The sequence below is a fragment of the Micromonospora sp. USAFONa4 genome (assembly GCF_057197825.1).
In genome coordinates, this window is sequence record NZ_CM170072.1 from 2,152,868 (window position 1) to 2,176,854 (window position 23,987).

A 23,987-nucleotide genomic window follows, 5' to 3' on the forward strand; every position below is an offset into this window, starting at 1 on the left:
GCCCCTTTCCCCCAAACCCGCAGGAAACTCACGCGGGCGGGTAACCCGGGCGGGTTACGGCAGCAGCACCGCAGCGAGGGGGTGGACGCTCTCCTCGATCTCGTCGGCGACCCGGCTGAAGCACTGGTCGCCGCGCCCCCACGGATCGTCGAGATCGTCGGTGGGCAGCGAGGTGGTGCCCAGCCGGGCGGCGTGGGCGGCCTCCACCAGGGCCACGCCGCGCGCGTACACCGCGTCGGGGGTCGCCCCGGCCGCCGGCAGCCCGGCGGCGTCCACGCCGGCGAGCAGCCGGCCGAACTCGCCCAGCACGAACGTGCGCGACTCGGCGTCGGGACGCAGCGCCACCACGTACTCCTGCTGGTCGGCGGTGGCGGTCAGGACGAGGTCGGCGGCGTCGATGTGGTCCGACCGCAGCTTGCGCGCGGCGAAGCCGGCGACGCTGCCGCCCCGGGAGAGCACCTGGCGCGACGCCGGCGGGTTCATCTCCTCGCCGGCGTGCCAGCCACCGGTGCCGGCGCTGTGGCTGTGCAGCAACTCGTCGGCGCGCGCCGGGTCGACCTCGCGGCGGGCCAGCCGTTCCCGGACGGCGAGGGCCAGCAGCCGCTCGGCCATCGGGGAGCGGCAGATGTTGCCCATGCACACGTGCAGCACGGTGAACGGAGGCACTCAGACCCCCTGGCCGACGAGGATGTCGGGCACCACGTCGCGGAGCTTCTCCAACCCGATGGCGCCCTGGCGGAGGAGCTGCGGCACCTCGCCGGTGAGGTCCACGATCGTGCTCGGCACCGGATCCGGGCAGGGCCCGGCCTCCAGGTAGGCCCGCACCGAGTAGGAGAGCTGGTCGCGGGCCTCCTCGGCGGTGAGGGCGGCCGGCTGGCCGGTCTTGTTGGCCGAGGCGACCGCCATCGGGCCGGTCTCGCGCAGCACCTCCAGCGCAACCGGGTGCAGCGGCATCCGCACCGCCACCGTCCCGGAGGAGTCGCCGAGGTCCCAGCGCAGACTCGGCGAGTGCGCCACGATGATGGTCAGCGCCCCGGGCCAGAACGCCTCGACGAGGTCCCGGGCCGCCTGGGGCAGCGAGTAGACCAGGCCGTCGAGGGTGTGCCGGGAGCCGATCAGCACGGGCGGCGGCACCTGACGGCCACCCTTGGCGTCCAGCAGGGCCTTGACCGCGTACGGGGTGAACGCGTCCGCGCCGATCCCGTAGACCGTGTCGGTCGGCAGGACGACCAGCTCGCCGTTCTTGACCGCCTCGATGGCAGCGGCGATGCCGCGGTCCCGGTCGGCGGGCGACCGGCAGTCGTAGAGCATCACGAGGAGTCAGTCTGCCACGTCGCGGCGACGGCGGCGTGCTGGCCGTCCGCCCGGCGGGACGCGGTCGCGAAGCGGGGCCGTCCGGTCAGGTCCGGGTGGTCGGCGACCGCCTCGAACCGGCCGTCCGCGGCGAGCAGGTCGGGCACCGCCGTGCCGTGCGTGTCGTCGTGCTCCACGCCGAAGACGCCACCCGGGCGCAGCAGCGCCGCCGCCCGCGCGATCACCGGGCGGATCACCGCCAGGCCGTCCCCACCGCCGAAGACCGCGTTCGCCGGATCGTGCCGGCCCACCTCCGGAGGTACGGCCACCCCCGACGGCACGTACGGCGGGTTGCAGAGCAGCACGTCGACCCGGCCCACCAGGTCGGCGAGCAGGTCGGCGGCGGTGACGTCCGCCGCCACCACCTCGATCGGCCGGTCCCCCGCCTCGGCGCGGGCCGCCGCGTTGCGCCGCAGCCAGGGCAGCGCCGCCGCCGACCGTTCCACCGCCACCACCCGGGCCGCCGGCAGCTCCTGGGCCACCGAGAGGGCGATCGCCCCCGAGCCGCTGCACAGGTCCACCACCAGCGCGGCGCCGAGGCGCCGGCCCTGCCCGATCCCCCAACCGGCGAGCAGCTCCGTCTCGGGCCGGGGCACGAAGACGCCCGGCCCGACGGCCAGTTCCAGGTGCCGGAAGCCGGCGCTGCCCGTGAGATGCTGCAACGGTTCCCGCCCGGCCCGCCGCGCGACCAGCTCGTCGAACCGGTCGAGCTGGTCGGCCGTGAGGTCGTCGGCCAGCGCCAGCCGCCCCCGGGGCACCGCCAGCACGTACGCGGCCAACTGCTCCGCCTCGGCGCGGGGCGAGGCGATACCGGCGTCGGCGAGGGCCCGGGACGCCCGGGCCAACGCCACGGAAGGACGCTGCCGTCTCGTCCCTTCGGACGGGTGTTGCGGCACGGTGGTCACGAGATAATCATGGGGCGTCGCGCTGGACATCACGAGCGGATGCGTCCGGACGCACACCGACAGGAGGTCGCGGTGGGTTGGCTCGACCGGGTCACCGACCAGGTTGACGCCCTGACGCGGGCGCGGGCCCTCCAGGAGTCCAGCCGCTCCGCCGAGGCGTACGCGATCCTCGACCGGGTCGTCGCCACCACCACCGACCCGTACGCGCGGGCCGACGCCCTGGTGCAGCGCCTCTCCGCGGTGATCAACCTCGGGCGGACGGCGGAGTACACCCGGGCCGTCGAGGAGGCCTCCACCGCCGTCCGCGACCTCGCCGAGCCCTACCTGCTCGGGCACCTCAACGCGCTGGCCGCCCTCGCCGCGCACCACCAGGGCGCGCTGGACCGCTGCGTCACCCACCTGGTGAAGGCCGCCCGGGCGTTGGGCGCCGTGGCGGACCCCGACCGGGACACCGCGTGGGGCTGGCACGACCTGGCGATGGCCTACTCGTACCTCAGCTTCCACGGCTACGCCCTCGGCGCCATCGAACGGGCGCGGCAGCTCGGCAGCGCCGCCGAGATCCCGGAGGAGACCTTCGCCGCCCCCGGGATCCGGCTGCGCAACGCCGTCGCCCTCGACCACAACGGCGACAGCGACGGCTGCCTGCGGGTGCTGCGCGACGTCGCCGCCGACCTGGACCGGTTCCTGGGCAGCGGGCGGGCCGGGAAGCTGCGCCCCAGCAGCCTGGCCGCGTACGGCTACGCCGCCGCCCGGCGGGCGGCCCTCGGCGACCGGTGGGACGTCGACCCGAAGGCCCGCCCCGCCCGGCTGCTCGGCCACGGCGGCGACAGCGCCCGCGCCCGCGACATGCGCCAGCTCGGCCAGGTCTGCCTGGCCGTCGCCGAGGGACGGCCGATCGAGGCCGTCACCCGGCTGGACACCGTCCAGGTCTCCACGGAGACGCTGGGCGCGGCCGAACCGGCCCGGCTGCGCAGCATCGCCCTGGCCCGCGCCGGCGACCACGCGGGCGCGCACCGGGCCGACCGGCTGGCGTTCCGGCTGGCCGCCCAGCGCAACGACCGGCTCCGCGACGTCTACATCGACGGCATCGCCGCCCGCATCGACCACGAGGAGATGCGCCGCGAGGCGGCCCGCTTCGAGGGCGAGGCGTTGACCGACCCGCTGACCGGGCTGCCCAACCGGCGGCGGCTGGAGCGCTACATCGCCACCCTGGTCGCCCACGGCGACCGGGTGGTGATCGGCGTCTGCGACCTGGACGGCTTCAAGGCCGTCAACACCCGGCACGGGCACCACTCCGGCGACCTGGTGCTCCAGCGCATCGCCGGGGTGATCAACCGGGTGATGCGCCGGGGCGACTTCGTGGCCCGCTACGGCGGGGACGAGTTCGTGGTGGTGCTGCCCGGCGCCGGGATGACCGAGGCGGCCGAGGTGGGCCGCCGCATCGACGCCGCGGTGCGCACCGAGGACTGGGAGTCGCTGGTCCCCGGCACACCGGTCGGGGTCAGCGTCGGCTTCGCCGAGGTGGGCGCCACCGGTCCCGGCCTGCGCGATGCCCTCGGCACCGCGTTCGAGGCCGCCGACCGCGCGATGCTGGCGGCGAAGACCCGCCCCCGCGCCTCCTGACCCCGGCCGCCCCGTCGGCCCCGGGGGTCAGCGGCGGGTCAGCTCGGTGTCGCCGGCCAGGCGGGCGGCGCGGTCGGCCTCGGCGAGGGCGTCGAGGACCCCGTCCAGGTCGCCGGCGAGCGCCAGGTCCAGGTTGTACGCGGTGTAGCCGATCCGGTGGTCGGTGATCCGGTTCTGCGGGAAGTTGTAGGTGCGGATCCGCTCGGAACGGTCCACGGTGCGCACCTGCGCCTTGCGGGCGTCCGAGGCGGCCGCGTCGGCCTGTTCCTGGGCCGCCGCCAGCAGCCGGGCGCGCAGGATCCGCATCGCCTGCTCCCGGTTCTGCAACTGGGACTTCTCGTTCTGGCAGGAGACCACGATGCCGGTCGGCACGTGCGTGATCCGTACCGCCGAGTCGGTGGTGTTCACCGACTGGCCGCCGGGCCCCGACGAGCGGAACACGTCGATGCGCAGCTCGTTGGGGTCGATGGTGACGTCGACGTCCTCGGCCTCCGGCAGCACCAGCACCCCGGCGGCGCTCGTGTGGATGCGGCCCTGCGACTCGGTGACCGGTACGCGCTGCACCCGGTGCACGCCGCCCTCCCACTTCAGCCGGGACCAGACGCCGTTGCCGCCCTCGGGCACGCCCTTGGTCTTGATCGCCAGCGAGACGTCCTTCACCCCGCCCAGGTCCGAGTCCTGGGCGTCGATCACCTCGGTGAGCCAGCCACGCCGCTCGGCGTAGCGGGTGTACATCCGCAGCAGGTCACCGGCGAACAGCGCGGACTCCTCGCCGCCCTCGCCGGCCTTGATCTCGACGATCACGTCCTTGGCGTCGTGCGGGTCGCGCGGGATCAGCAGCTCCGCCAGCCGCTGCTCCAGCGCCGGCAGGCTCTCCGCGATCGACTCGGCCTCGGCCGCGAAGGACGCGTCCTCGGCGACCAGCTCCCGGGCGGCGGCGAGGTCGGCGCGGGCCTGCTCCAGCTCACCGGCCGCCTTGTGCAGTCCGACCAGCTCGGCGTACCGGCGGCCGACCCGGCGGGCGGTGTTCTGGTCGGCGTGGATGGCCGGATCCGCCAGCCGCTTCTCCAGCTCGGCGTACTCGTCGAGGAGGGCGGCCAGGCGCTCGCTGCTCATGCGGGGGAGGCTCCTTCGACGGGTACGGGGCAGGACCAGGGGGAATACGGACGGCGCCCGCGTCCGGCACGAAACCGGACGCGGGCGCCGAACGAGGAGCTACTTGGCCTTCTTGGCCTGAACCTTGGCGTACTTCTGCTGGAACTTCGCCACCCGGCCCGCGGTGTCCAGGACGCGCTGCTTGCCGGTGTAGAACGGGTGGCAGGCGCTGCAGGTCTCGACGTGGATCGAGCCGCCCTTGGCGGTGCTGCGGGTGGTGAACGTGTTACCGCAGGAGCAGCTGACCTCGGTGGTCACGTACTCCGGGTGGATGTTGGACTTCATCTCGCCTCGGTCCTCTCGTGGATGGTCGCCGGGTCGCCGTCGGTGTCCGTCGCGGCGCGCGACGGGCTCGGGCGTGAACCGGAACCGGTGGCCGATTGACCAGTGTGCCATGGGCGTACGCCGACCCGGCAGTCGGGCCGCACGGCTGGTCCGGCATCGACAACGCACGCCCCACCTCCCGCATTCCCGACGCCTGGCCGGGCATTCGTCCCGGCACGGCCGCCGTCGGCGTCGTGCCCCGGCCGGGGCACGCGGCGCGGACGGCGGGACCGCCGACGACGTAGGACACGGAGGAGCCGATGGCCCGCCTGATCGCCACCCGGGGACTGCCCGCCTCCGGCAAGACCACGTTCGCCCGGACCCTCCAGCCCTCCGTGGTCCGCGTCAACCGCGATGACCTGCGCCGCATGCTGCACGGCGAGCGGCTGTTCACCCAGTGGGCGGAGTGGCAGGTCACCGTCGTGCAGCGGGCACAGGTCGAGGCGCTGCTGCGGGCCCGCGCCGACGTCTGCGTCGACGACACCAACCTGCGCTCGCGGACCCTGCGCGACTGGGCCGACCTGGCCGCCCGGCACGGCGCCGGGTTCGAGGTGCACGACTTCACCGACGTGCCGCTCGCGGAGTGCCTGCGCCGCGACGCCGCCCGCCCCGAGGCCGACCGGGTCGGCGAGGCGTGGATCCGCCGCCTGCACGAGCGCTACCTGGAGGGTCGTACGCTGCCGCTGCCCGTGCCGCAGGCCCGGACGGGGCGGCCCGCCACGGTGCACGCCCCGTCGACCGAGCCGCCGGAGATCGTGCTTGTCGACATCGACGGCACGGTCGCACTGAACGTCTCGCGCAGCCCGTACGACATGACCCGGGTCGCCGAGGACGAGCCCAACCCGGCGGTGATCGCGGCGGTCCGGGCGATGCACGCCGCCGGGTACGGGGTGGTGTTCTGCTCGGGCCGGGACGCCACCGCCCGCGCCGCCACCGAGGCGTGGCTGGCCCGGCACGTCCGGGTCCCCCACCTCGGGCTGCACCTGCGCGCCGTCGGCGACAACCGCAAGGACTCCGTGGTCAAGCGGGAGATCTACGAGCGCGAGATCGCCGACCGCTACCGGGTGGTCGGCGTCTTCGACGACCGCCAGCAGGTGGTGCGGATGTGGCGCGCCCTCGGCCTCACCGTCTTCCAGGTCGCCGAGGGCGACTTCTGAGCGGTCGCGGATGTAAGGAAGGGCACCTTCACTATCGCCTGGACGATAGAAAGGTGCCCTTCCTTACACCTCAGGCGGCGGGAGCCGCGGCGGCGGCCGTCAGCGTGATCGTCGCCTCCGCCCGCGCGCCGTTGACCGCGACGGCCAGCTTGACCTGCGCGCCGGGGCGCAGGGCGGTGAGCCTGTTGGTGGCCGGGTCGAAGCGGGCCACGTGCCAGGGCTTCAGCCCGAGGATCGAGCCGACGTGCACGTTCGGCGAGGCGGACCAGTCCGCGCTCACCGGCGCCGCCACCGGCACCGTACGCCCGCCGGGCTGGGTCACCGTGGCGGTGACCGTCGCCGGGGTGCCGACCGCGACGCTGGCCGGGGCGGTCAGCGTGAGCGCGTCGACGTGCGCGTGCATCTCGGCGGCGACCCAGCGCGGGCCCTCGACGAGGGGGTTGCGGCGGGCCCGGTCGGCCTCGGCCGGGCTCACCGGGTCCACCCCGAACTCGGTCCACCCGGTGAATCCGCCCTGGTCGGCGGGGGTGGAGGGGTTCTTGCCCGAGTTGCCGTTGATCAGGTACGGCACCCCGTCGACCCGGTCGGCTTGGAAGGTGCCGACGTGCCCGCCGACGAACGCGGCGCCCTTGCCGGTGCGGTGCTGGAAGTCGGCCAGCCACTGCTCCAGCAGCGCCGCCTCCTTCCGGTCACCGAGCTGGCTGGCCTTGGCCGGGCTGGGGTCGCGCGGCGGGTGGTGGTGCAGCACGACCACCGAGTTGACGGCCGGGTCACCGGTCGCCGAGTCGAGCGCCTCGCGCAGCATCCGTACCTGGTCGAAGCCGCCGCCGCGCAGCGAGCCCGTCGACGAGTTGAGCGTGACGAACCGGGTGCCCTTGTGGTCGAAGGTCCGCTCGGTGTCGCCGAAGGCGGCCCGGAAGTTGGCGATCGGGGCGCCCATGATCTCGTGGTTGCCGGGCACGTAGTAGTACGGCACCTCGCCGCCGAGTTCCTCGTCGAGCAGCCGCTTGGCCAGCGCGAAGTCCGCCGGGTAGGCGGTGTCCACGAAGTCGCCGTTGATCACCAGGAAGTCCGGCTTCGCGGCCTTGACCTCGCGCAGCGTACGGCGGGCCTGGGCGACCAGGTCGCTGTCCGGGTTCGCCGCGACGAACTGCGCGTCGGACAGGACGGCGAAGCGCCAGGGCGCCCCGTCCACCGTGCCGTCGCGCAGCACCACCCGGTCGGTGCGCGGCTTCTCGGCCGGCACGTCGACCGTCGGCGGCACCTTCGCCACCAGGTCGTCGATGATGACCTCGCTGCGGTACTGCGCGGCGGCGTTGGTCTCCGCCACGTAGAACCGGCGGATCCGCACCGGGTACTGCACCCCGGCGGGGACGGCGAACTCGACGTACTTCCAGCCCGTCCAGGTGATCAGCGGGCCGCGCAGCACGTGCTGGGTGTCCTGCGCGTCGTGCAGGTGCAGGCTGGGCCACTCCCCCGTGCCGTTGCCGTGGATCCACATGCCGAACGCCTGCGGCTGGCCGGCGACCTCGATCCAGGCGGGCGGGTCCGCGTACGCGGCCCGGGTGCCGGTGGACTGGCTGAAGTCGTACGTCATCTTCAGGCCCGTGCCGGTGCGGCCCGGCGCGGGCGCGACCGCGCCGCTGGCCCGCGCCTGGCTGAACTTCCAGGATGCCGCGTCGTCGAAGCCGGCCACCGGCACGTCGGTCAGCCCGACGGTGACCGGCAGGACGGTGCTGCTCCGGCCGACGTGGACGGTGACCAGCGCCGAGCCGGTGTCCCGCAGGGCGGTGACGGCGAGGTTGCCGTCGGCGGTCGGGGCGATCTTCAGCAGGTCCTTGTCGTAGTCGAGCTTCAGGTCGGCCGGCTCGATGGGGGCGGTGTTGCCCTCGGCGTCGTAGCCGACGACGCCGAACAGCGCGCTGCCCTGCGCGCCGGTCAGGCCGACCCGCTCCACCGTGGAGTCGATCCGGGCCAGCGGCCCGAGCACGGTCAGGTCGAGAGTGCCACGGGCCGCGCCCCGCGAGGCGGTGACCGTGGTGCTTCCGGGCAGGAGGGCCCGGAAGCGGCCCTTGCCGTCGACGACGCCGTGCGCCGCCGGGTTGGCCCGCCACGTCGGCGCGCCGGCCGCCGGGCCGTACGTCTCGTCGTGGCCGGCGGCGGTGAGCTGGCGGGTCAGGCCGGGGAAGACGCGGTCGGGCCGGCCGCCGCGCACCGGCGCGACGCCGGGGGCGATGGTCGGGTCGCTGGCGGTCTCGAGCCAGTACCCGGTGAGCCGGCCACTGCCCTTGGGCGCGTAGATGGCCAGGCCGTTGGGCACGGCCCGCTCGCTGCCGTCGGACGGGCTGTTCTCCACCTGCACGGCCGCCGCACCCGGTTCCCGGGCGAGCAGCGTCGAGGAGCCGCCGCCGTCGAGGTTGAGCGCGTGGTGCGCGCCGAGCTCGGCCATCATGCGGCCCATCTCGGTCTGGGTGACGCCCCGGCTGTCGACCTGCCGGCCGTCCACCGTCAACATGATCATGCGCCGGCCGTCGGCGGAGAAGCCGACGGACGTGCGCGGGGCCAGCGACGCGTCGGCGATGCTCTGCACCACCCCGTCGCGGACCAGCACGTTGCCGCCGCCGACAGCCGCGTGCAGGTTGCTGCCGTCGGCCGGCTTCGGCCGGTAGGCGACGGTCACCGCGTCGCCGGGACGCAGCCCGGCAAGGGCGTCCGCGCCGGCGTCGCGGCCGAGCAGCACGGTGGTGCCGGCCGGGACCGCCCCGCTTCCGGCCGTGCCGGCGACGGTGGCGACGCGGCCGTCGACCACCGTGACCTCCGTGACGCGGGCGGCGCCCTCGACCGCACGCTGCCGGGTGTACGACCCCCAGAGCGCGGTGAACACGCCGATCCCGTTCGCCTGGATCATGTTGTTGAACTGGGTCAGCGTCACCGGACCGGTCGGCAGGGTCGCGGTGCCGTCGAAGTTCACCTCGATGACCCGGCCGAGCCCCTCGGTGGTGATCGCGACGGCGTTGCGGTGCCCGCTGACCGCGGACTGGACCAGCTGGCCGTCACGGACGCCGACGCCCTGGGCGGCACCGGAGTTGTTGATGTCGAAGAAGTCGCCGTTGACGGCGGCGACCGCACGGGCCGCGTCGACGGTGCCGCGCAGCGGCTCGGCCCGGCTGACCGCGCCGGAGTTGACGTAGTCCACGGTGAGGCCGCCGGTGAGGTCGGCGGTCAGCGCGTCCGCGCGCAGCCAGCCGTCGGCGTCGTACCGGTCGAAGGAGGTCAGGTTGAGGCCCGGGGCGACCGGGCGGGTGGTCTTCGCCGTCTCCAGCCCGCCGGCCGGCTCGACGCCGGTCGGGGCCGCGGTGGACGACATGCTCGCGGCCGGGTCGCCGGCGAGCGTCACGGAGCCTGCGGAGTACGAGGAGGCGCGCGGTGCGTCCTCCGCGGCGGTGAGGGACGGGTCGGTGGCCGGAGCGGGCGCACCGGCGTTCGCCGGCACAGTGCCGGCCAGGGTGAGCAGCGGCGTCAGCAGCAGGACGCCTGCGAGCCGGGCGGATCGTCTGCGGGTACGCATGGGCGACAGTCAACCGGACGGTGAATAGAAGTTTCAATAGCTGCCGACCAAACCGAAGGAAAACTCCACCCTTCCGGCGGTCGTCCCCGCCATTGCCGGTACCGTCCTCCGGAGCGCGCCTCCCCGCACTGCGCCTCCCCGCGCTGCGCCTCCCCGCACTGCACGCCTCCCCGCAGCACGCAAGCGGAGCCACAACCCGGCAGCACGTGCCGCATGCGCGCGCCCGCCGCCACACCCACGGACCTCACCGCCGCACCCCACGGGTCCGCGCAGCGCGCGCTCGGGGCCCACCGCAGCGTGTGCTCGGGGCAGCTCGGCCACCCACACCGCGCGTGCGCTCGGGGGTCGCCCTGCGGCGTGCGCTCAGGGGTCGCCCTGCGGCGTGCGCTCGGGGACCACCCTGCGCCGTGCGCCCGGGGCCGCACGGCCACCCACGTTCGATCACGGAGAGTGGGCGACTCTGCGCCGCTCCACCCCTCGCTCCGTCCCCTTTGCTCTGCACCCATATCCGCACCGGACACGCCGTGTAAGCGGTGCCTATGTGGATGCAGAGCAAAGGGGACTGGAGGATGGTGCGGCCGGATCACGCCTTCACGACGAATTACCTGGTCACAGACCCTCGCCAGCGACGGCCAAGGTGGGCAAGCTCTTCACGCACCCAAATTCGGTCACCTAGAGTCACAACAAAGGCTCTTCGAGACCAACGTCACCGATCGTGACGGAAGTGAGCTGGCAAGGTGGATCGTCCGGCTGCCCGTCTGCGGCACCCGACGCCCGGCACGCGGCACCCGACGTCCGGCACGCGGCACCCGACGCCCGGCATTACGGCATGCGGCATGCGGCATGCGGCACGCGGCACCGAAGCTCACCCACGAGACCGACGGGCAGGGACGCGAAAAGGGCACGGCCTCGTGGCCGTGCCCTTCCCGCTGTCTCACCCGGGGAGGATCACTCCCCCGGCGTCGACTTGGCGATCTGCATCAGGAACTCGATGTTGGTGCGGGTCTGCTTGAGCTTGTCCAGCAGCAGGTCCAGCGCCGCCTGCGAGTCCAGCGAGTGCAGGACCTTCCGGAGCTTGTGGATGATGGCCAACTCCTCCGGCGCGAGCAGGATCTCCTCCTTGCGCGTGCCGGACGGGTGGATGTCGATGGCCGGGAAGATGCGCTTGTCGGCGATCTTCCGGTCCAGCTTCAGCTCCGCGTTGCCGGTGCCCTTGAACTCCTCGAAGATGACCGTGTCCGCCATGGACCCGGTCTCCACCAGCGCGGTGGCGAGGATGGTCAGCGAGCCGCCGTTCTCGATGTTGCGGGCCGCACCCAGGAAGCGCTTCGGCGGGTAGAGCGCGGTGGAGTCGATACCACCCGACATGATCCGGCCGCTGGCCGGCGCCGCCAGGTTGTACGAGCGACCGAGGCGGGTCACCGAGTCGAGCAGCACGACCACGTCGTGGCCCAGCTCGACCAGGCGCTTCGCCCGCTCGATCGCCAGCTCGGCCACCGTGGTGTGGTCCTGCGGCGGACGGTCGAACGTCGCCGCGATGACCTCGCCCTTCACCGACCGCTGCATGTCGGTGACCTCTTCGGGCCGCTCGTCCACCAGCACCACCATCAGGTGGCACTCCGGGTTGTTGTGCGTGATCGCGTTCGCGATGGCCTGGAGCACCATCGTCTTACCCGCCTTCGGCGGCGACACGATCAGCGCGCGCTGGCCCTTGCCGAGCGGCATGACCAGGTCGATGACCCGGGTGGTGAGGATGTGCGGCTCGGTCTCCAGCCGCAGGCGCTCCTGCGGGTAGAGCGGGGTGAGCTTGTAGAACTCGGGCCGGCGCTTCGCCTCGTCCGGCTCCATCCCGTTGATGGTGTCGAGCCGCACCAGCGGGTTGTACTTGTCCCGCCGCTGCTCGCCGTCGCGCGAGGCGCGTACCGCACCGGTGATGGCGTCGCCGCGCCGCAGGCCGTACTTCTTGATCTGCGACATGGAGACGTAGACGTCGTTCGGGCCGGCCAGGTAGCCGGTGGTCCGTACGAACGCGTAGTTGTCGAGCACGTCGATGATGCCGGCCACCGGAACGAGCACGTCGTCCTCGCCGACCTGCGGCTCGCGCCCGCCGTCGCGGCCACCATCACGGCCACCGTCGCCGCCCTCGGCGCGCTCACCACGGCCACGGCGGCGGTCCCGGAACCGGCTGCGCCGGCCACGCCGGCCACCGCTCTCGTCGTCGTCGCCGTCGTTGTCACGCTCGACGCGCTGGCCCCGGTCGCCGCGCTCGTTGCGGTCACGGTCGCCCCGATCGGCACGCTCGCCCCGCTCGTTGCGGTCACCGCGCTCCGCACGCTCGCCGCGGTCACCGCGCTCGTTGCGGTCACCCCGCTCGGCACGGTCACCGCGCTCGCCGCGGTCACCCCGCTCCGCACGCTCGGCACGGTCACCCCGCTCAGCGCGGTCACCGCGGTCACCGCGCTCGTTGCGGTCACCCCTCTCGGCACGGTCGCCCCGCTCCGCACGGTCGCCGCGCTCGGCACGGTCGCCGCGCTCGGCACGGTCGCCCCGCTCGGCACGATCGCCGCGCTCACGGCCACGGTCGGCACGCTCGCCGGCCTCGGCCTCGTCCGCGCGCGTCTCCGCCGGACGAGCCTCCGCCGGACGGACGGCCTCCGCCCCACGAGCCTCCGCCTCACGAGCCTCCGCCGGACGGGCCTCCGCGGCCCGCGCCTCGGAGGTGGCGGCCCGGCTGCGCCGGGTCCGGCCACGGGGCTCGGCCTCGGCCGCCGCCGGCTCCGCCGGGGCCTGCTCCGCGGTACGCCGCCCGGCCGCCGGCCGCTCGGTGCTCTCACGGACCTCGGCGTGGGCCTCTTCACGGGCGGGAGCGGCAGCGGCCTCGGCCCGCGGTCGAGGGGTCCCGGCGGTGGCGCCGCCCTGCCGCTCGGAGATCGCGCTGATCAGCTCGCCCTTGCGCATGCGGGCCGTGCCCGAGATGCCGAGCGACGCGGCCAGGCTCTGCAGCTCCGGCAGCAGCATCGCCGACAGGCCGGTGCCGCTGCGCCGACGACGGGCGGGGGTGGCGGCGGTGGTGGCATCGCCAGCGACGTTGGAAACATCCGACGTCACGTCGGTGGTGTCGCTCAATGGATTCCTTCCCTCGATAGGCCGGGACTGCCCGGAGTCGAAACAAGGTGGCCGGGCGGCCTCGGTGCACCCGCCTCGCATGGACGCGTCGCGGGAGTCTGTGACACAGCAGCCGGTCGGTTTCCCGACTCACCGAAGGTCGGTGAGCAGGTCTCGCCGTCTGCGGCGACCTGTGAAGACTGCGGTGCGGCGTGGGCCTAGGCAGGGGTGACGGGCTGACCGCCGAAAGCTTCGGGGGTGCGCCGACCCGCAGGGAGATCGCATGCTTCGCGGCTGTGCTAAGTCTAGAGCGTAATCAACTCTTCCGACCTGCGGCAACAGGGTCCCGCTCTGCGTGTCCCAGTCTACCCCGGGCAACCTGTGCTCCGCGCCCGTCTGGATCCAACCGCCAGACCTCCCAGCCTGTTCCCGGGTCGAAGCCCTCGGGCGGGCCGGTCAGGGCCAGGACGGTCGGGCCCGCACCACTGATCACGGCGGCCACACCGACCTCACGCAGCGCTTTCACCAGGGCAGCGCTGCCCGGCATGCCGTCGGCGCGGTAGTCCTGGTGCAGCCGGTCGACCGTGGCCGGCAGCAGCAGACCCGGGTCGGCGGTCAGCGCATGCACCAGCAGCGCGGCGCGGCCGGCGTTCAGCGCCGCGTCGCCGTGGGGCACGGTGGCCGGCAGCGCGGCCCGCGCGGTGGCCGTCAGGCCGCGCTCCGCCGGCACGAAGACCGTCGGTCGTACGCCGTCGGCGACCGGCAGCGACACCGCCCGGGCGCCGGAGGGCTCCGTCCAGGCCAGCGTGAAGCCGCCGAGCAGGCACGGCGCCACGTTGTCCGGATGGCCCTCGATCTCGGCGGCGAGGCGCAGTGCGGCGGCGTCGTCGAGCCGGGTCTCGCCGTCGCTGACCAGCGCACGGGCCAGCAGCACGCCGGCGACGATCGCCGCGGACGAGGAACCCAGCCCACGGGCCTGCGGGATGCGGTTGACGCACTCCACCGCCAGCCCGGGCGGCTGCCCGCCGAGCCCGTCGAAGGCCGCCCGCATGGCGCGGACGACCAGGTGCCGGTCGTCGGCCGGCAACTCCCCGGCGCCCTGCCCGGCCACGGTCACCGTGACGCCCCCCGCCGTCACCTCGGCGGCCACGTCGTCGTGCAGCGCCAGGGCGAGCCCCAGGGCGTCGAACCCCGGCCCCAGGTTGGCGCTGGTGGCGGGGACCCGGACCCGGACCGGGCCGGAGATGAAGTTCGTCGGCACGGGCTCATGGTAGGGCTGCGCACCGACGGGGCGGACCGCCGCCCGACGGATGGGACCGGGCCGGACGGCCTCGTCACCGGACGGTGGTGGCAGCGCCGGTCCGTTAGCCTGACCCGACCGACGGCGGCTGGAGGCGGGAATGCGCGAATTCGGGTACCTGGCGACGGCGGTCGTCTTCGAGGCGCCCTCGGTGCTGGTGCTGCTGGTCGGACTCGTACTGGCCGCGACGGCCGGGGGGCGGCTGCCCCGCAAGCCCCGGCTGCTGGCGCTGTCCGGGCTCGCTGTGCTGCTGGTCAGCGCACTGCTCAGCGTGGCCTGGACCCTGCTGCTGCCCCGCGCGTTCAGTTTCGACTGGGGCTACTCGAACTTCCGGCTCATGAACCTGGTCCACGGCGGGGTGCAGGCCCTGGCGTACCCGATCGGGACGGGTCTGCTGATCGCGGCGGTGCTGGTCGGGCGGCGGGCGGGCGGCGCGGCGGCCGGCCCGTTCGGCGGACGACCGCTCGCCGGCGGCGGGCCGGTGCCGACCACCGCGCCGGCGCCCGCCGCCCAGCCGGTGCCGCCGGCCGACCCGGGGTGGACCGTGGGGGGCGGGGCCGACGTGCCGGCGCAGTGGGGCGGTCGGTCCCGGCCGGACGCGCCGACGGGCGCCGGGACCGACCAAGCCTGACCCCGGGCGGGTCAGCGGGCGGCGCTCGGGGCCGGTTGCGCGGCCGGGTCCGTGAGCGAGAGCCGGCGGGTGGCGATCCGCCAGCCGACCGCGTAGACCACCGTGACCAGGCCGCAGCTGGCCAGCACCACCCGCTCGTCCACGGTGTCCACCACCGCGGCCACGGCGAGCTGGCTGACCGAGACGGCGAGGGTCGCCAGCATCATGTCGGTGGCGAAGACGCGGCCCCGCAGCCGGTCCGGCACCTCCCCTTGCAGGGCGAAGTTCGACATCACCCAGTTGCTGCCGCCCGCGAAGTGGGCGACGAAGACCAGGGCCAGCACCAGCGGGAACCAGTTGGCGACCGAGGTGCCGAGGTAGGCCAGGCCGTAGAGGGACATCGACAGCGCCAGCCCGGGCAGCAGCCAGGCGCGGTTGGTCAGCACCCGGCGCATCAGGATCGGCCCGACGAGCGCCCCCGCCCCGCGGACCGCGAAGAGCAGCCCGGTACCGACGGGGCCCACGCCGTACACGGCCGCGAGCAGCGGGAACACCGTCAGCACGCCGTTGCCGAGGCCCACCGCCGACTTCACGGTGACCAGCGCCAGCACCCTCGGCCGGTGCCCGATGTAGCCAAGCGCCTCCCGGATCGCCGGCCAGGTCCGCTGCACGGGCAGCTCCGCGTCGCGGGGCGCCTGCAACGGCCGGCGGATCAGCGTGGCCAGGCCCGCGGCGACCACCAGGCCCACCGCCGCCACCCAGAAGCAGGCGTACGGGCCGACGGCGGCGCTGAGCACGCCACCCAGGGAGGCGCCGACGACGGTCATGGTGCCCCAGGCCGATCCCGCGACGGCGTTGCCGGCGGCCAGCTCGTCGGGGTCGAGCACGTTGGGCAGGGCCGCCTGGGCCGCCGGGGAGTAGAACGCCTTGGCGACCGCCACCACGCCGATCCCGGCCATCGCCAGCCAGGCGGTCCCCGCGCTGCGGACGCCGAGCAGCAGCAGCACGCCGAGCAGGGCTGCGACGTTCGAAATGATCATGATCTTGCGCCGGTCGAACCGGTCCGCGATCGTGCCCGTGTACGGCAGCAGCAGCGCCACGATCCCGGTGTCGACGGCGAGCACCAGCGCGCCCCACACGCCGCTGCCGGTCAGGTCCGGCAGCAGCACCAGCAGCGGCACCATGACGAACCAGTCGGCGCCGAAGACCACCAGCTCGGCGAGGAACAGATTGCGGAAGTTGCGGTTGTGTCTGAGGACCGAGACGGTGGACGGCACGTTCGGGACCCTACCGGGCGGTGACCGGCGGGCCGGGCGTACGGCGGGTACCTGACCGAACGCGAACACCCCCGGCGGGTGGGGACCCGTCGGGGGTGTTCGCGCACTGCCGTTACTCGGCCGGCGGCAGCGGGGACGTGCGGCTCTTCGGCAGCCGCAGCACCTCGAACTGGTCGGTGCCGTCCACCAGCGCGCCCGACGGCTGCGGCCGGGACGCCGGGGCGTCGGTGGCCTCCGCGCCGGCGGTGGACGGGGCGCCCCCGGCGGGCACCGGGACCGGCTCGGCGGCGGGCGTCCCACCGTCGTCGCCGGCCGGGTCGCCGTCGCCCGTGCCGGTGGCCGGGGCCACCCCGCCGGAGCGGCGGGCCCGGCGGGCGCGGAACGACTCCTTGGTGTTCTCCGCCATGGCGTAGAGCGTCGGCACCAGGATCAGGGTGAGCAGCGTCGAGCTGAGCAGCCCGCCGATCACCACGATCGCCAGCGGCTTGGAGATGAAGCCGCCCTCCCCGGTGAGGCCGAGCGCCATCGGCAGCAGCGCGAAGATGGTGGCGATCGCCGTCATCAGGATCGGTCGCAGCCGGCGCCGGCCGCCCTCGACCACCGCCTCCTGGACCCCCATGCCCTGGGCCCGGTACTGGTTGACGAGATCCAGCAGCACGATCGCGTTCGTCACCACGATGCCGACCAGCATGAGCACGCCGATCAGCGCCGGCACACCCATCGGGGTGCCGGTGGCCAGCAGCAGGCCGATCGCGCCGGTCGCCGCGAACGGGATGGAGATCAGCAGGATCAGCGCCTGGACCAGGCTCCGGAACGTCGCCACCATGATCAGGAAGACGATCGCGATGGCGGCGAGTACGGCCAGGCCCAGGTCGGCGAAGGCCTCCTCCTGGTCGGCGCTGACGCCGCCGATGGCGAAGGACGCCCCCGGCACGTCGATGCCGTCCAGCTTCTTCTGCAACTCCTGCGTGATGGCGCCAAGGTTCGAGCCGGTGGCCGTACCGGTGACGGAGACGCTGCGCTCGCCGTCGATCCGGCTCACCTGCTGCGGACCCTCGGTCTGGGTGACGTCGGCGATGTCGTCGAGCTTCACGGGCCCGACCGGCATCGCGCGCAGTTCCTCCACCGTGGTCGGCGGCTTGCCCGCGAACCGCAGCACCACGTCCCGCTGCCCGTCGTCGAGCGTGACCTGCCCCAGGGGCGAACCACGGAACGCCTGGGCCACCACCTGGCCGACGGCGGCCTCGGTGAGCCCGACCCGGCCGGCGGCGACCCGGTCGACGGTGACGTCTACGCGCGGCACCCGCGTGGCGAGGCTGGTGGAGACGTCCTCGACGCCCGCCAGCCCGGCCATCGCCGACCGGACCTCCTCGGCGGCCCGGGTCAGCGCCTCCGGGTCGGTGCCCTGGACGACCACCTCGATCTGGTTGGCCGCCGCCCCGCCCTGGCCGGCGCCGAAGCTGACCTCACCGACGGCCGGGCCCAGCGCGTCGAACTCCCGACGCAGCTTCTCCCGCATCTCCCGGGCGTCGGTCCCGTCGCCGAGGGCCAGCGACCAGTTGGCGACGTTGTTGCCGCCGCCGCCGAACGGGTTGTCCCCGCCGCCCGCCGTGACCTGGTACGTCTCGACGTCCTCGGTGCGCTCCAGCACCGCCTCGATCTGCTTGGCCGCCGCGTCGGTGCCGAGCAGGCCGGTGCCCGCCGGCAGCTCCTGGGTGATGCTCAGGGTGTCCTGGCCGGAGTCGTCGATGAAGTTGGTCTCCAGCTGGCGGGACAGGCCGAAGGTGCCGAACAGCACGAGCACGCCGAGCCCCAGCGTGATCCACCGGGTGGCCCGCTTGCGGGTGGCGAACCCGATCACCGGCAGGTACGCCCGCTGCAACGGGTTACGCAGCTCCTTCTCCTCGGCCGCCCGACGCACCGCGGCGTCGTCCGCCGTGCCGCTCGGCGGCTTCAGGAACCAGTACGCGAGCACCGGGATGACGGTCAGCGAGACCAGCAGCGAGGCGAGCAGAGCCACCGTGACGGTAATCGCGAACGGCGCGAAGAGCTGCCCGACGAAGCCGCCCACCAGGGCGATCGGCGCGAAGACGGCGACCGTGGTGAGGGTGGACGCGGTCACCGCGCCGGCCACCTCGCGGACGGCGGCGAGGATCGCCTGCCGCTTCGGCTCGCCGTACTCCAGGTGTCTCTTGATGTTCTCCAGCACGACGATCGAGTCGTCGACCACCCGGCCGACCGCGATGGTGAGCGCGCCGAGGGTGAGCAGGTTGAGCGAGTAGTCGCCGATCCAGAGGGCGATCAGGGCGACCACCACCGAGAGCGGGATGGAGACCGCGGTGACCACGGTGGAGCGGACCGACAGCAGGAAGACCAGGATGACGATGACGGCCATGACCAGGCCCAGCAGGCCCTCGGTGGTCAGGCTCTCGATCGACTTCTCGACGAAGGGCGCCTGGTCGAAGACGACGGTCAGCTCGGCGCCGGAGGCCTCCCGCAGGTCGGCGAGGCGGTCCCGGATCTCGTGGGAGATCTCCACCGCGTTGCCGTCCGGGGAGGCGGTGACCGCGATGCCCAGGCTGTCCTTGCCGTTGGTGCGGGTGATCGCGGTGGCCGGGGCGAGCTGCTGCTCGACGGTGGCCACGTCGCCGAGGCGGACCGGGGCCGCCCGGCCCGCCGCCGGCGCGACCACGACGCCCCGGAGGTCGTCCAGCGTGGCGAGCCGGGTGCCGACCTGCACCGGGAGCGCGCGGGTGCCGTCGGTGACCGCGCCGGCCGGCACCGTCACGCCGTTGGTCTTCAACGCCGCGCCGAGAGCGGTCGGCTGGAGCTTCGCCGCCGCCAGCTTGGCCGGATCCGGGGTGACCACCACGACGTCGTCGCGGGCGCCGGTCAGGTCGACCGTCCGCACCCCCTCGATCGCCTCCAGCTCGGGCACCACCGTGGCGCGCAGCTTCTCCGCGAGGACGCGCTGGTCGTCACCGCCGGAGGCGGCGAGCACCACCGCGGGCAGATCGTCGGTGCTGCCGGCGATGACCTGCGGGTCGACTCCCTCAGGCAGCTGCGCGTCGATCCGGTTGAGCGCGGTCTGCATCTTGTTGACCACGTCGTCCAGGTCGGTGCCGAACTCGTACTGGACCTGGACGGTCGTGGAGCCCTCGCGGGAGGTCGAGGTGACCTGGTCCAGCCCGGGGATGCCCTGGAGGGCGTTCTCGATCGGCTCGGTGACCTGCGACTCGACGACCTCGGGCCCGGCGCCGGGGTAGACCGCCACGATGAAGGCCGCCGGGAACTCCAGCGACGGCAGGAGTTGCTGCTTCAGTGACGGTACGGCGAACGCCCCGAACAGCGTGGTCACCACCGCGATGAGGGCGATCAGCCCTCGGTTGGCGAGGCTGAATCTGGCGAGCAGCGACATCGGCGTGACTCACTCCTGGAAAAGGCGATTGGCGGGGGTACGGATTCTCCCCCACCCGGCCCGACCGGCCCCGGTCGCCCCTGCCCCAGTCCGATGCACAGGACTCGCCTGCGCCGCCCCGGTCTTCCTCCCGTCGACCCGACCGGCGCCGACCCGCCGGCGGCTCACGCGAGGCCGATCCGCCGGCGGCTCACGCGAGGTCGAGGCAGCAGGCGGCTCAGGCGAGGTCGAGGCAGCGGGCGGCGGCCAGCGGGTCGTTGGCGATGGTGGTGGGCACGGGCGCGGTGGAGATCGCCCACTCCGGGTCCTTCAGGCCGTGGCCGGTGACCGTGCAGACCACCGTCGAGCCGGCCGGGACCCGACCGGCGGCGGCCTGCTGGAGCAGGCCGGCCACGCTGGCCGCGCTGCCCAGCTCGACGAAGACCCCGACCTCGCGGGCCAGCAGCCGGTACGCGGCCAGGATCTCCCGGTCGGTGACGGCGGCGATCAGCCCGCCCGAGGAGTCCCGGGCGTCGAGCGCCCTGGTCCAGCTCGCCGGGTTGCCGATCCGGATGGCGGTGGCGATCGTGGACGGCTCGCGGACCACCTCCCCGGTGACGATCGGGGCGGCGCCGGCGGCCTGGAAGCCGTACATCTTCGGGGCCCGGGTGGCGTTGCCGTCCCGCAGGTCCTCCGAGTAGCCCATCCAGTAGGCGGAGACGTTGCCGGCGTTGCCGACCGGCAGGCAGTGGATGTCGGGCGCGTCGCCCAACGCCTCGACGATCTCGAACGCGGCCGTCTTCTGGCCGTGCAGCCGGTCGATGTTGACCGAGTTGACCAGGGCGACCGGGTAGTCCTGCGCGAGCTTGGCGGCCAGCGACAGGCAGTCGTCGAAGTTGCCGGTGACCTGGAGCAGCTTCGCCCCGTGCACGAGCGCCTGGGCCAGCTTGCCCAGCGCGATCTTGCCCTGCGGCACGAGCACCGCGCAGGTCAGGCCGGCGCGGGCCGCGTACGCCGCCGCGGAGGCACTGGTGTTGCCGGTGGAGGCGCAGATGATCGCCTTGTTGCCGGCCTCGACCGCCTTGGAGACCGCGAGGGTCATGCCCCGGTCCTTGAACGAGCCGGTCGGGTTGGCGCCCTCCACCTTCAGGTGCACGTCGCAGCCGAGCCGGGCGGAGAGCACCGGCGCGGGCAGCAGCGGCGTGTTCCCCTCGTGCAGGGTCACGACCGGGGTGGCGTCGGTGACCGGCAGCCGGTCCCGGTACGCGTCGATCAGACCCCGCCACATGTCGTTCTCCCTCGCCTCTACCGTCCCGCCGAGTCGGGCACGCCTCCAGCCTGGACCAGTCTCGCCGTGTGCCCGCCGGCGCACCCGCAGTTAACCATCAGGCGAGACGCGGAAGCGCTCGCCCCGCCGGGCCGGGGCGGCGGACGGGCCCAGGCCCGCCCGACCCGCACCGCCAGCGGTCCCGCGCGCGTCACCGGGCCCCGCGGGCGGACCGCTCAGAGCCCGCCCTCGACCCGCAGCACGCTCGCCACCGAGCGGACGATGTCCAGCCCGCGCAGCTCCCGCACGGTGGCGGCGAGCGCCGCGTCCGGCGCCACGTGGGTGACGATGACCAGGTCGGCGTCCTCGCCCCGGCCCGCCGCGCCGCCGCCCGCCGGGCCCTGCCGCACGGTGGCGATCGACACGTCGTGCCGGGCGAACACGCCGGCCACCGCCTCCAGCACACCCGGCCGGTCGGCCACGTCGAGGCTGATGTGGTAGCGGGTCAGCGCCTCCCCCATCGGCCGCACCGGCAGGTCGGCGTACGCGCTCTCGCTGGCCGACCGCACCCCGGCGAGCCGGTTGCGGGAGACCGCCACCACGTCGCCCAGCACCGCGCTGGCGGTCGGCGCGCCGCCCGCGCCCCGGCCGTAGAACATCAACGGCCCGGCCGCCTCGGCCTCGACGAAGACCGCGTTGAACGCGTCGCCGACGCTGGCCAGCGGGTGGCCCAGCGGGATCATCGCCGGGTGTACCCGCACGCTGACCGTCTCCCGGCCGGCGGCGTCGGCGCCCCGGGCGGCGATGCAGAGCAGCTTGATGGTGCAGCCCATCGCCTTGGCGCTGGCCACGTCGGCCGCCGTGACGTCGGTGATGCCCTCGCGGTGCACGTCGGCCGCGCCGACCCGGGTGTGGAAGGCCAGCGAGGCGAGGATGGCCGCCTTCGCCGCCGCGTCGAAGCCCTCCACGTCGGCGGTCGGGTCGGCCTCGGCGTAGCCCAGCTCGGTGGCCTCCTCCAGCGCCTCCGCGAAGCCGGCGCCGGTGGCGTCCATGGCGGAGAGGATGAAGTTGGTGGTGCCGTTGACGATGCCGGTGACCCGGTTGATCCGGTCGCCGTGCAGCGACTCGCGCAGCGGGCGCAGCAGCGGGATCGCCCCCGCCACGGACGCCTCGTAGTAGAGGTCGCCGCCGCCCTCGGCCGCCGCGTCGTGCAGGGCGGCGCCGTCCTCGGCGAGCAGCGCCTTGTTTGCCGTGACCACGCTCTTGCCGGCCCGCAGCGCCTCCACCAGCCAGCCCCGCGCCGGCTCGATGCCGCCGACCACCTCGACCACCACGTCGACGTCGTCGCGCTTGATCAGGCCGAGCGCGTCGGTGGTGAACAGGGCCGGGTCGACGGGCAGGTCGCCCCGGTCGCGGCCGAGACGGCGTACGGCGATGCCGGCGATCTCCAGCGGGGCGCCGATCCGGGCGGCGAGGTCGGCCGCCTGCTCGTGCAGCAGCCGGACCACCTCGCTACCGACCGTGCCGCAGCCGAGCAGTGCCAGGCGCACAGGTGATGTCATCCCACGTCCAATGCCAGCAGGTCCTCTTCGGTCTCCCGCCGGACGATCAGGCGCGCCTGGCCGTCGCGCACCGCGACCACCGGGGGGCGGGGTACGTGGTTGTAGTTGCTGGCCATGCTCCGGCAGTAGGCGCCGGTGCCCGGCACCGCGACAAGATCTCCGGGCTGCACGTCGGCGGGCAGGAATTCATCCTTCACCACGATGTCCCCGGACTCACAATGCTTTCCCACCACGCGGGCGAGCATCGGCTCGGCGGTCGACGCCCGGGACGCCAGCGTCGCGGAGTAGGACGCGTCGTAGAGCGCGGTACGGATGTTGTCGCTCATCCCGCCGTCGACGCTCACGTACGTCCGGATCCCGTCGACGTCCTTGACCGTGCCGACCTCGTAGAGGGTGAACACGGCCGGCCCGACTATCGCCCGCCCCGGCTCGATCGACAGGTGCGGGACCGCCAGCCGCTCGGCGGCGCACTCGGCCTCGACGATCCGGCGCAGCCGCTTCGCCAGGTCCTGCGGGGCGGCCGGGTCGTCCTGCGTCGTGTACGCGATGCCGAAGCCACCGCCGAGGTCCAGCTCGGGCAGCTCCACCCCGCGCGCGTCGCGGATCTGCGCCTGGAGGCCGAGCACCCGGCGGGCGGAGACCTCGAAGCCGCTGGCGTCGAAGATCTGCGAGCCGATGTGCGAGTGCAGGCCGCGCAGCTCCAGGACGCCCTCGTCGAGCACCCGGAAGGCAGCCTCGGCCGCCGCCCCGCCCGCGAGGGAGAAGCCGAACTTCTGGTCCTCGTGCGCGGTGGCGATGAACTCGTGGGTGTGCGCCTCGACGCCGACCGTGACCCGGATCAGCACCCGGGGGCGGACGCCCCGCTCGCGGGCGAGCGCGGTGAGGCGGCCGATCTCGTCGAACGAGTCGAGGATGATCCGGCCGACCCCGGCGTCGAGCGCCCGGGTCAGCTCGGCCACCGACTTGTTGTTGCCGTGGAAGCCGATCCGCTCGGGCGGCATCCCGGCCGACAGCGCGGTGGCCAGCTCGCCGCCGGTGCACACGTCGAGGTGCAGGCCCTCCTCGGCGATCATCCGGACCACGGCCCGGCAGAGGAACGCCTTGCCGGCGTAGTAGACGTCGACGCCGTCGAAGGCGGTGCGGAAGTCCCGGGCCCGGGACCGCAGGTCGTCCTCGTCGAGGACGTAGACCGGGGTGCCGAACTCGGCCGCGACGTCGTGGACGCCGAGGCCGGCCACGGTGAGCACGCCGTCGCCGTCGCGCGTGACGTTGCGCGGCCACAGCTGCGGCACCAGGGCGTTGACGTCGACCGGGGTACGCAGCCAGGACGGCCCCCGGCTGCCGATGTCACCGTGCAGCGCACCGGCCTCGTGAGCACGCATCA

The 23,987-nt window shown here is 74.1% G+C and carries 16 protein-coding genes; 3 read left to right on the forward strand and 13 right to left on the reverse strand.

The genetic code is table 11. The features are described 5' to 3' along the window. Nucleotides 1-54 precede the first annotated feature (54 nt). From AC0OO9_RS08980 to prmC, 3 genes are read right to left on the reverse strand one after another with little or no spacing between them, the layout of a single operon-like run. Entirely contained in the window at nucleotides 55-666 is a 612-nt protein-coding gene (locus AC0OO9_RS08980; RefSeq protein ID WP_484516879.1) for an arsenate reductase/protein-tyrosine-phosphatase family protein, read from the reverse strand. Further along, a complete protein-coding gene (locus AC0OO9_RS08985; RefSeq protein WP_484517892.1) occupies nucleotides 667-1,311 on the reverse strand; it encodes an L-threonylcarbamoyladenylate synthase in 645 nt (214 codons plus the stop codon). It abuts the gene before it with no gap. Then, on the reverse strand, nucleotides 1,311-2,249 hold the full coding sequence (gene prmC, locus AC0OO9_RS08990) for a peptide chain release factor N(5)-glutamine methyltransferase (RefSeq protein ID WP_484517893.1): 939 nt from the start codon (nucleotides 2,247-2,249) through the stop codon (nucleotides 1,311-1,313). Before prmC ends, AC0OO9_RS08985 begins: the two co-directional genes overlap by 1 nt. 81 nt (nucleotides 2,250-2,330) lie before the next feature. On the opposite strand from prmC, the gene AC0OO9_RS08995 reads away from it, so the two are divergent. Then, complete coding sequence (locus AC0OO9_RS08995) at nucleotides 2,331-3,881, forward strand: GGDEF domain-containing protein (protein ID WP_484516880.1); 1,551 nt, start codon at nucleotides 2,331-2,333, stop codon at nucleotides 3,879-3,881. Nucleotides 3,882-3,908: 27 nt separating this feature from the next. Here AC0OO9_RS08995 and prfA read toward each other — a convergent pair whose 3' ends face one another. Together prfA and rpmE are read right to left on the reverse strand one after the other, a co-directional pair. After that, entirely contained in the window at nucleotides 3,909-4,997 is a 1,089-nt protein-coding gene (gene prfA, locus AC0OO9_RS09000; RefSeq protein WP_484516882.1) for a peptide chain release factor 1, read from the reverse strand. Nucleotides 4,998-5,096: 99 nt separating this feature from the next. Beyond that, the gene (rpmE, locus tag AC0OO9_RS09005; RefSeq protein ID WP_088998650.1) at nucleotides 5,097-5,321 is read right to left on the reverse strand and encodes a 50S ribosomal protein L31; all 225 of its coding nucleotides are present in this window, start codon (nucleotides 5,319-5,321) and stop codon (nucleotides 5,097-5,099) included. 299 nt (nucleotides 5,322-5,620) lie between these two features. Between rpmE and AC0OO9_RS09010 the strand changes: the two genes are divergently transcribed. Further along, nucleotides 5,621-6,517, forward strand: a complete 897-nt coding sequence (locus AC0OO9_RS09010; RefSeq protein ID WP_484516883.1) for a phosphatase domain-containing protein — start codon at nucleotides 5,621-5,623, stop codon at nucleotides 6,515-6,517. Nucleotides 6,518-6,587: 70 nt separating this feature from the next. On the opposite strand, the gene AC0OO9_RS09015 is transcribed toward AC0OO9_RS09010, so the two are convergent. The 3 genes from AC0OO9_RS09015 to thrB all read right to left on the reverse strand — a co-directional run bounded on the left by AC0OO9_RS09015 (nucleotide 6,588) and on the right by thrB (nucleotide 14,451). After that, nucleotides 6,588-10,085 (reverse strand): phosphodiester glycosidase family protein, encoded by a 3,498-nt coding sequence (locus AC0OO9_RS09015; protein WP_484516885.1) that lies wholly within the window; start codon nucleotides 10,083-10,085, stop codon nucleotides 6,588-6,590. A gap of 948 nt (nucleotides 10,086-11,033) precedes the next feature. Then, nucleotides 11,034-13,211 (reverse strand): transcription termination factor Rho, encoded by a 2,178-nt coding sequence (rho, locus tag AC0OO9_RS09020; protein WP_484516887.1) that lies wholly within the window; start codon nucleotides 13,209-13,211, stop codon nucleotides 11,034-11,036. Between the two features lie 295 nt (nucleotides 13,212-13,506). Then, nucleotides 13,507-14,451 (reverse strand): homoserine kinase, encoded by a 945-nt coding sequence (gene thrB / locus AC0OO9_RS09025; RefSeq protein ID WP_484516889.1) that lies wholly within the window; start codon nucleotides 14,449-14,451, stop codon nucleotides 13,507-13,509. A 139-nt stretch (nucleotides 14,452-14,590) separates the two neighbouring features. Between thrB and AC0OO9_RS09030 the strand changes: the two genes are divergently transcribed. Then, nucleotides 14,591-15,121 carry a hypothetical protein gene (locus AC0OO9_RS09030; protein WP_484516890.1) on the forward strand — a complete coding sequence of 177 codons (531 nt, stop codon included), beginning with the start codon at nucleotides 14,591-14,593 and terminating at the stop codon, nucleotides 15,119-15,121. Nucleotides 15,122-15,132: 11 nt separating this feature from the next. On the opposite strand, the gene AC0OO9_RS09035 is transcribed toward AC0OO9_RS09030, so the two are convergent. The 5 genes from AC0OO9_RS09035 to lysA form a co-directional block, all read right to left on the reverse strand. Continuing rightward, nucleotides 15,133-16,377 (reverse strand): MFS transporter, encoded by a 1,245-nt coding sequence (locus AC0OO9_RS09035; protein ID WP_484516892.1) that lies wholly within the window; start codon nucleotides 16,375-16,377, stop codon nucleotides 15,133-15,135. A 112-nt stretch (nucleotides 16,378-16,489) separates the two neighbouring features. Then, on the reverse strand, nucleotides 16,490-19,795 hold the full coding sequence (locus AC0OO9_RS09040; protein ID WP_484516893.1) for an efflux RND transporter permease subunit: 3,306 nt from the start codon (nucleotides 19,793-19,795) through the stop codon (nucleotides 16,490-16,492). 217 nt (nucleotides 19,796-20,012) lie between these two features. Then, nucleotides 20,013-21,062, reverse strand: coding sequence for a threonine synthase (gene thrC, locus AC0OO9_RS09045; RefSeq protein WP_357577226.1), 1,050 nt, complete (start codon nucleotides 21,060-21,062; stop codon nucleotides 20,013-20,015). A 215-nt stretch (nucleotides 21,063-21,277) separates the two neighbouring features. After that, nucleotides 21,278-22,591, reverse strand: a complete 1,314-nt coding sequence (locus tag AC0OO9_RS09050) for a homoserine dehydrogenase (protein WP_484517894.1) — start codon at nucleotides 22,589-22,591, stop codon at nucleotides 21,278-21,280. 8 nt (nucleotides 22,592-22,599) lie between these two features. Then, nucleotides 22,600-23,985 (reverse strand): diaminopimelate decarboxylase, encoded by a 1,386-nt coding sequence (gene lysA, locus AC0OO9_RS09055; protein WP_484516896.1) that lies wholly within the window; start codon nucleotides 23,983-23,985, stop codon nucleotides 22,600-22,602. Nucleotides 23,986-23,987: the final 2 nt, after the last annotated feature.

Coding starts and splice junctions, on each gene's coding strand:
- AC0OO9_RS08985 (WP_484517892.1), bottom strand. CDS start 1,311: ATGCTCTACGACTGCCGGTCGCCCGCCGACCGGGACCGCGGCATCGCC.
- prfA (WP_484516882.1), bottom strand. CDS start 4,997: ATGAGCAGCGAGCGCCTGGCCGCCCTCCTCGACGAGTACGCCGAGCTG.
- rpmE (WP_088998650.1), bottom strand. CDS start 5,321: ATGAAGTCCAACATCCACCCGGAGTACGTGACCACCGAGGTCAGCTGC.
- AC0OO9_RS09010 (WP_484516883.1), top strand. CDS start 5,621: ATGGCCCGCCTGATCGCCACCCGGGGACTGCCCGCCTCCGGCAAGACC.
- AC0OO9_RS09015 (WP_484516885.1), bottom strand. CDS start 10,085: ATGCGTACCCGCAGACGATCCGCCCGGCTCGCAGGCGTCCTGCTGCTG.
- AC0OO9_RS09030 (WP_484516890.1), top strand. CDS start 14,591: ATGCGCGAATTCGGGTACCTGGCGACGGCGGTCGTCTTCGAGGCGCCC.
- AC0OO9_RS09040 (WP_484516893.1), bottom strand. CDS start 19,795: ATGTCGCTGCTCGCCAGATTCAGCCTCGCCAACCGAGGGCTGATCGCC.
- thrC (WP_357577226.1), bottom strand. CDS start 21,062: ATGTGGCGGGGTCTGATCGACGCGTACCGGGACCGGCTGCCGGTCACC.
- lysA (WP_484516896.1), bottom strand. CDS start 23,985: ATGCGTGCTCACGAGGCCGGTGCGCTGCACGGTGACATCGGCAGCCGG.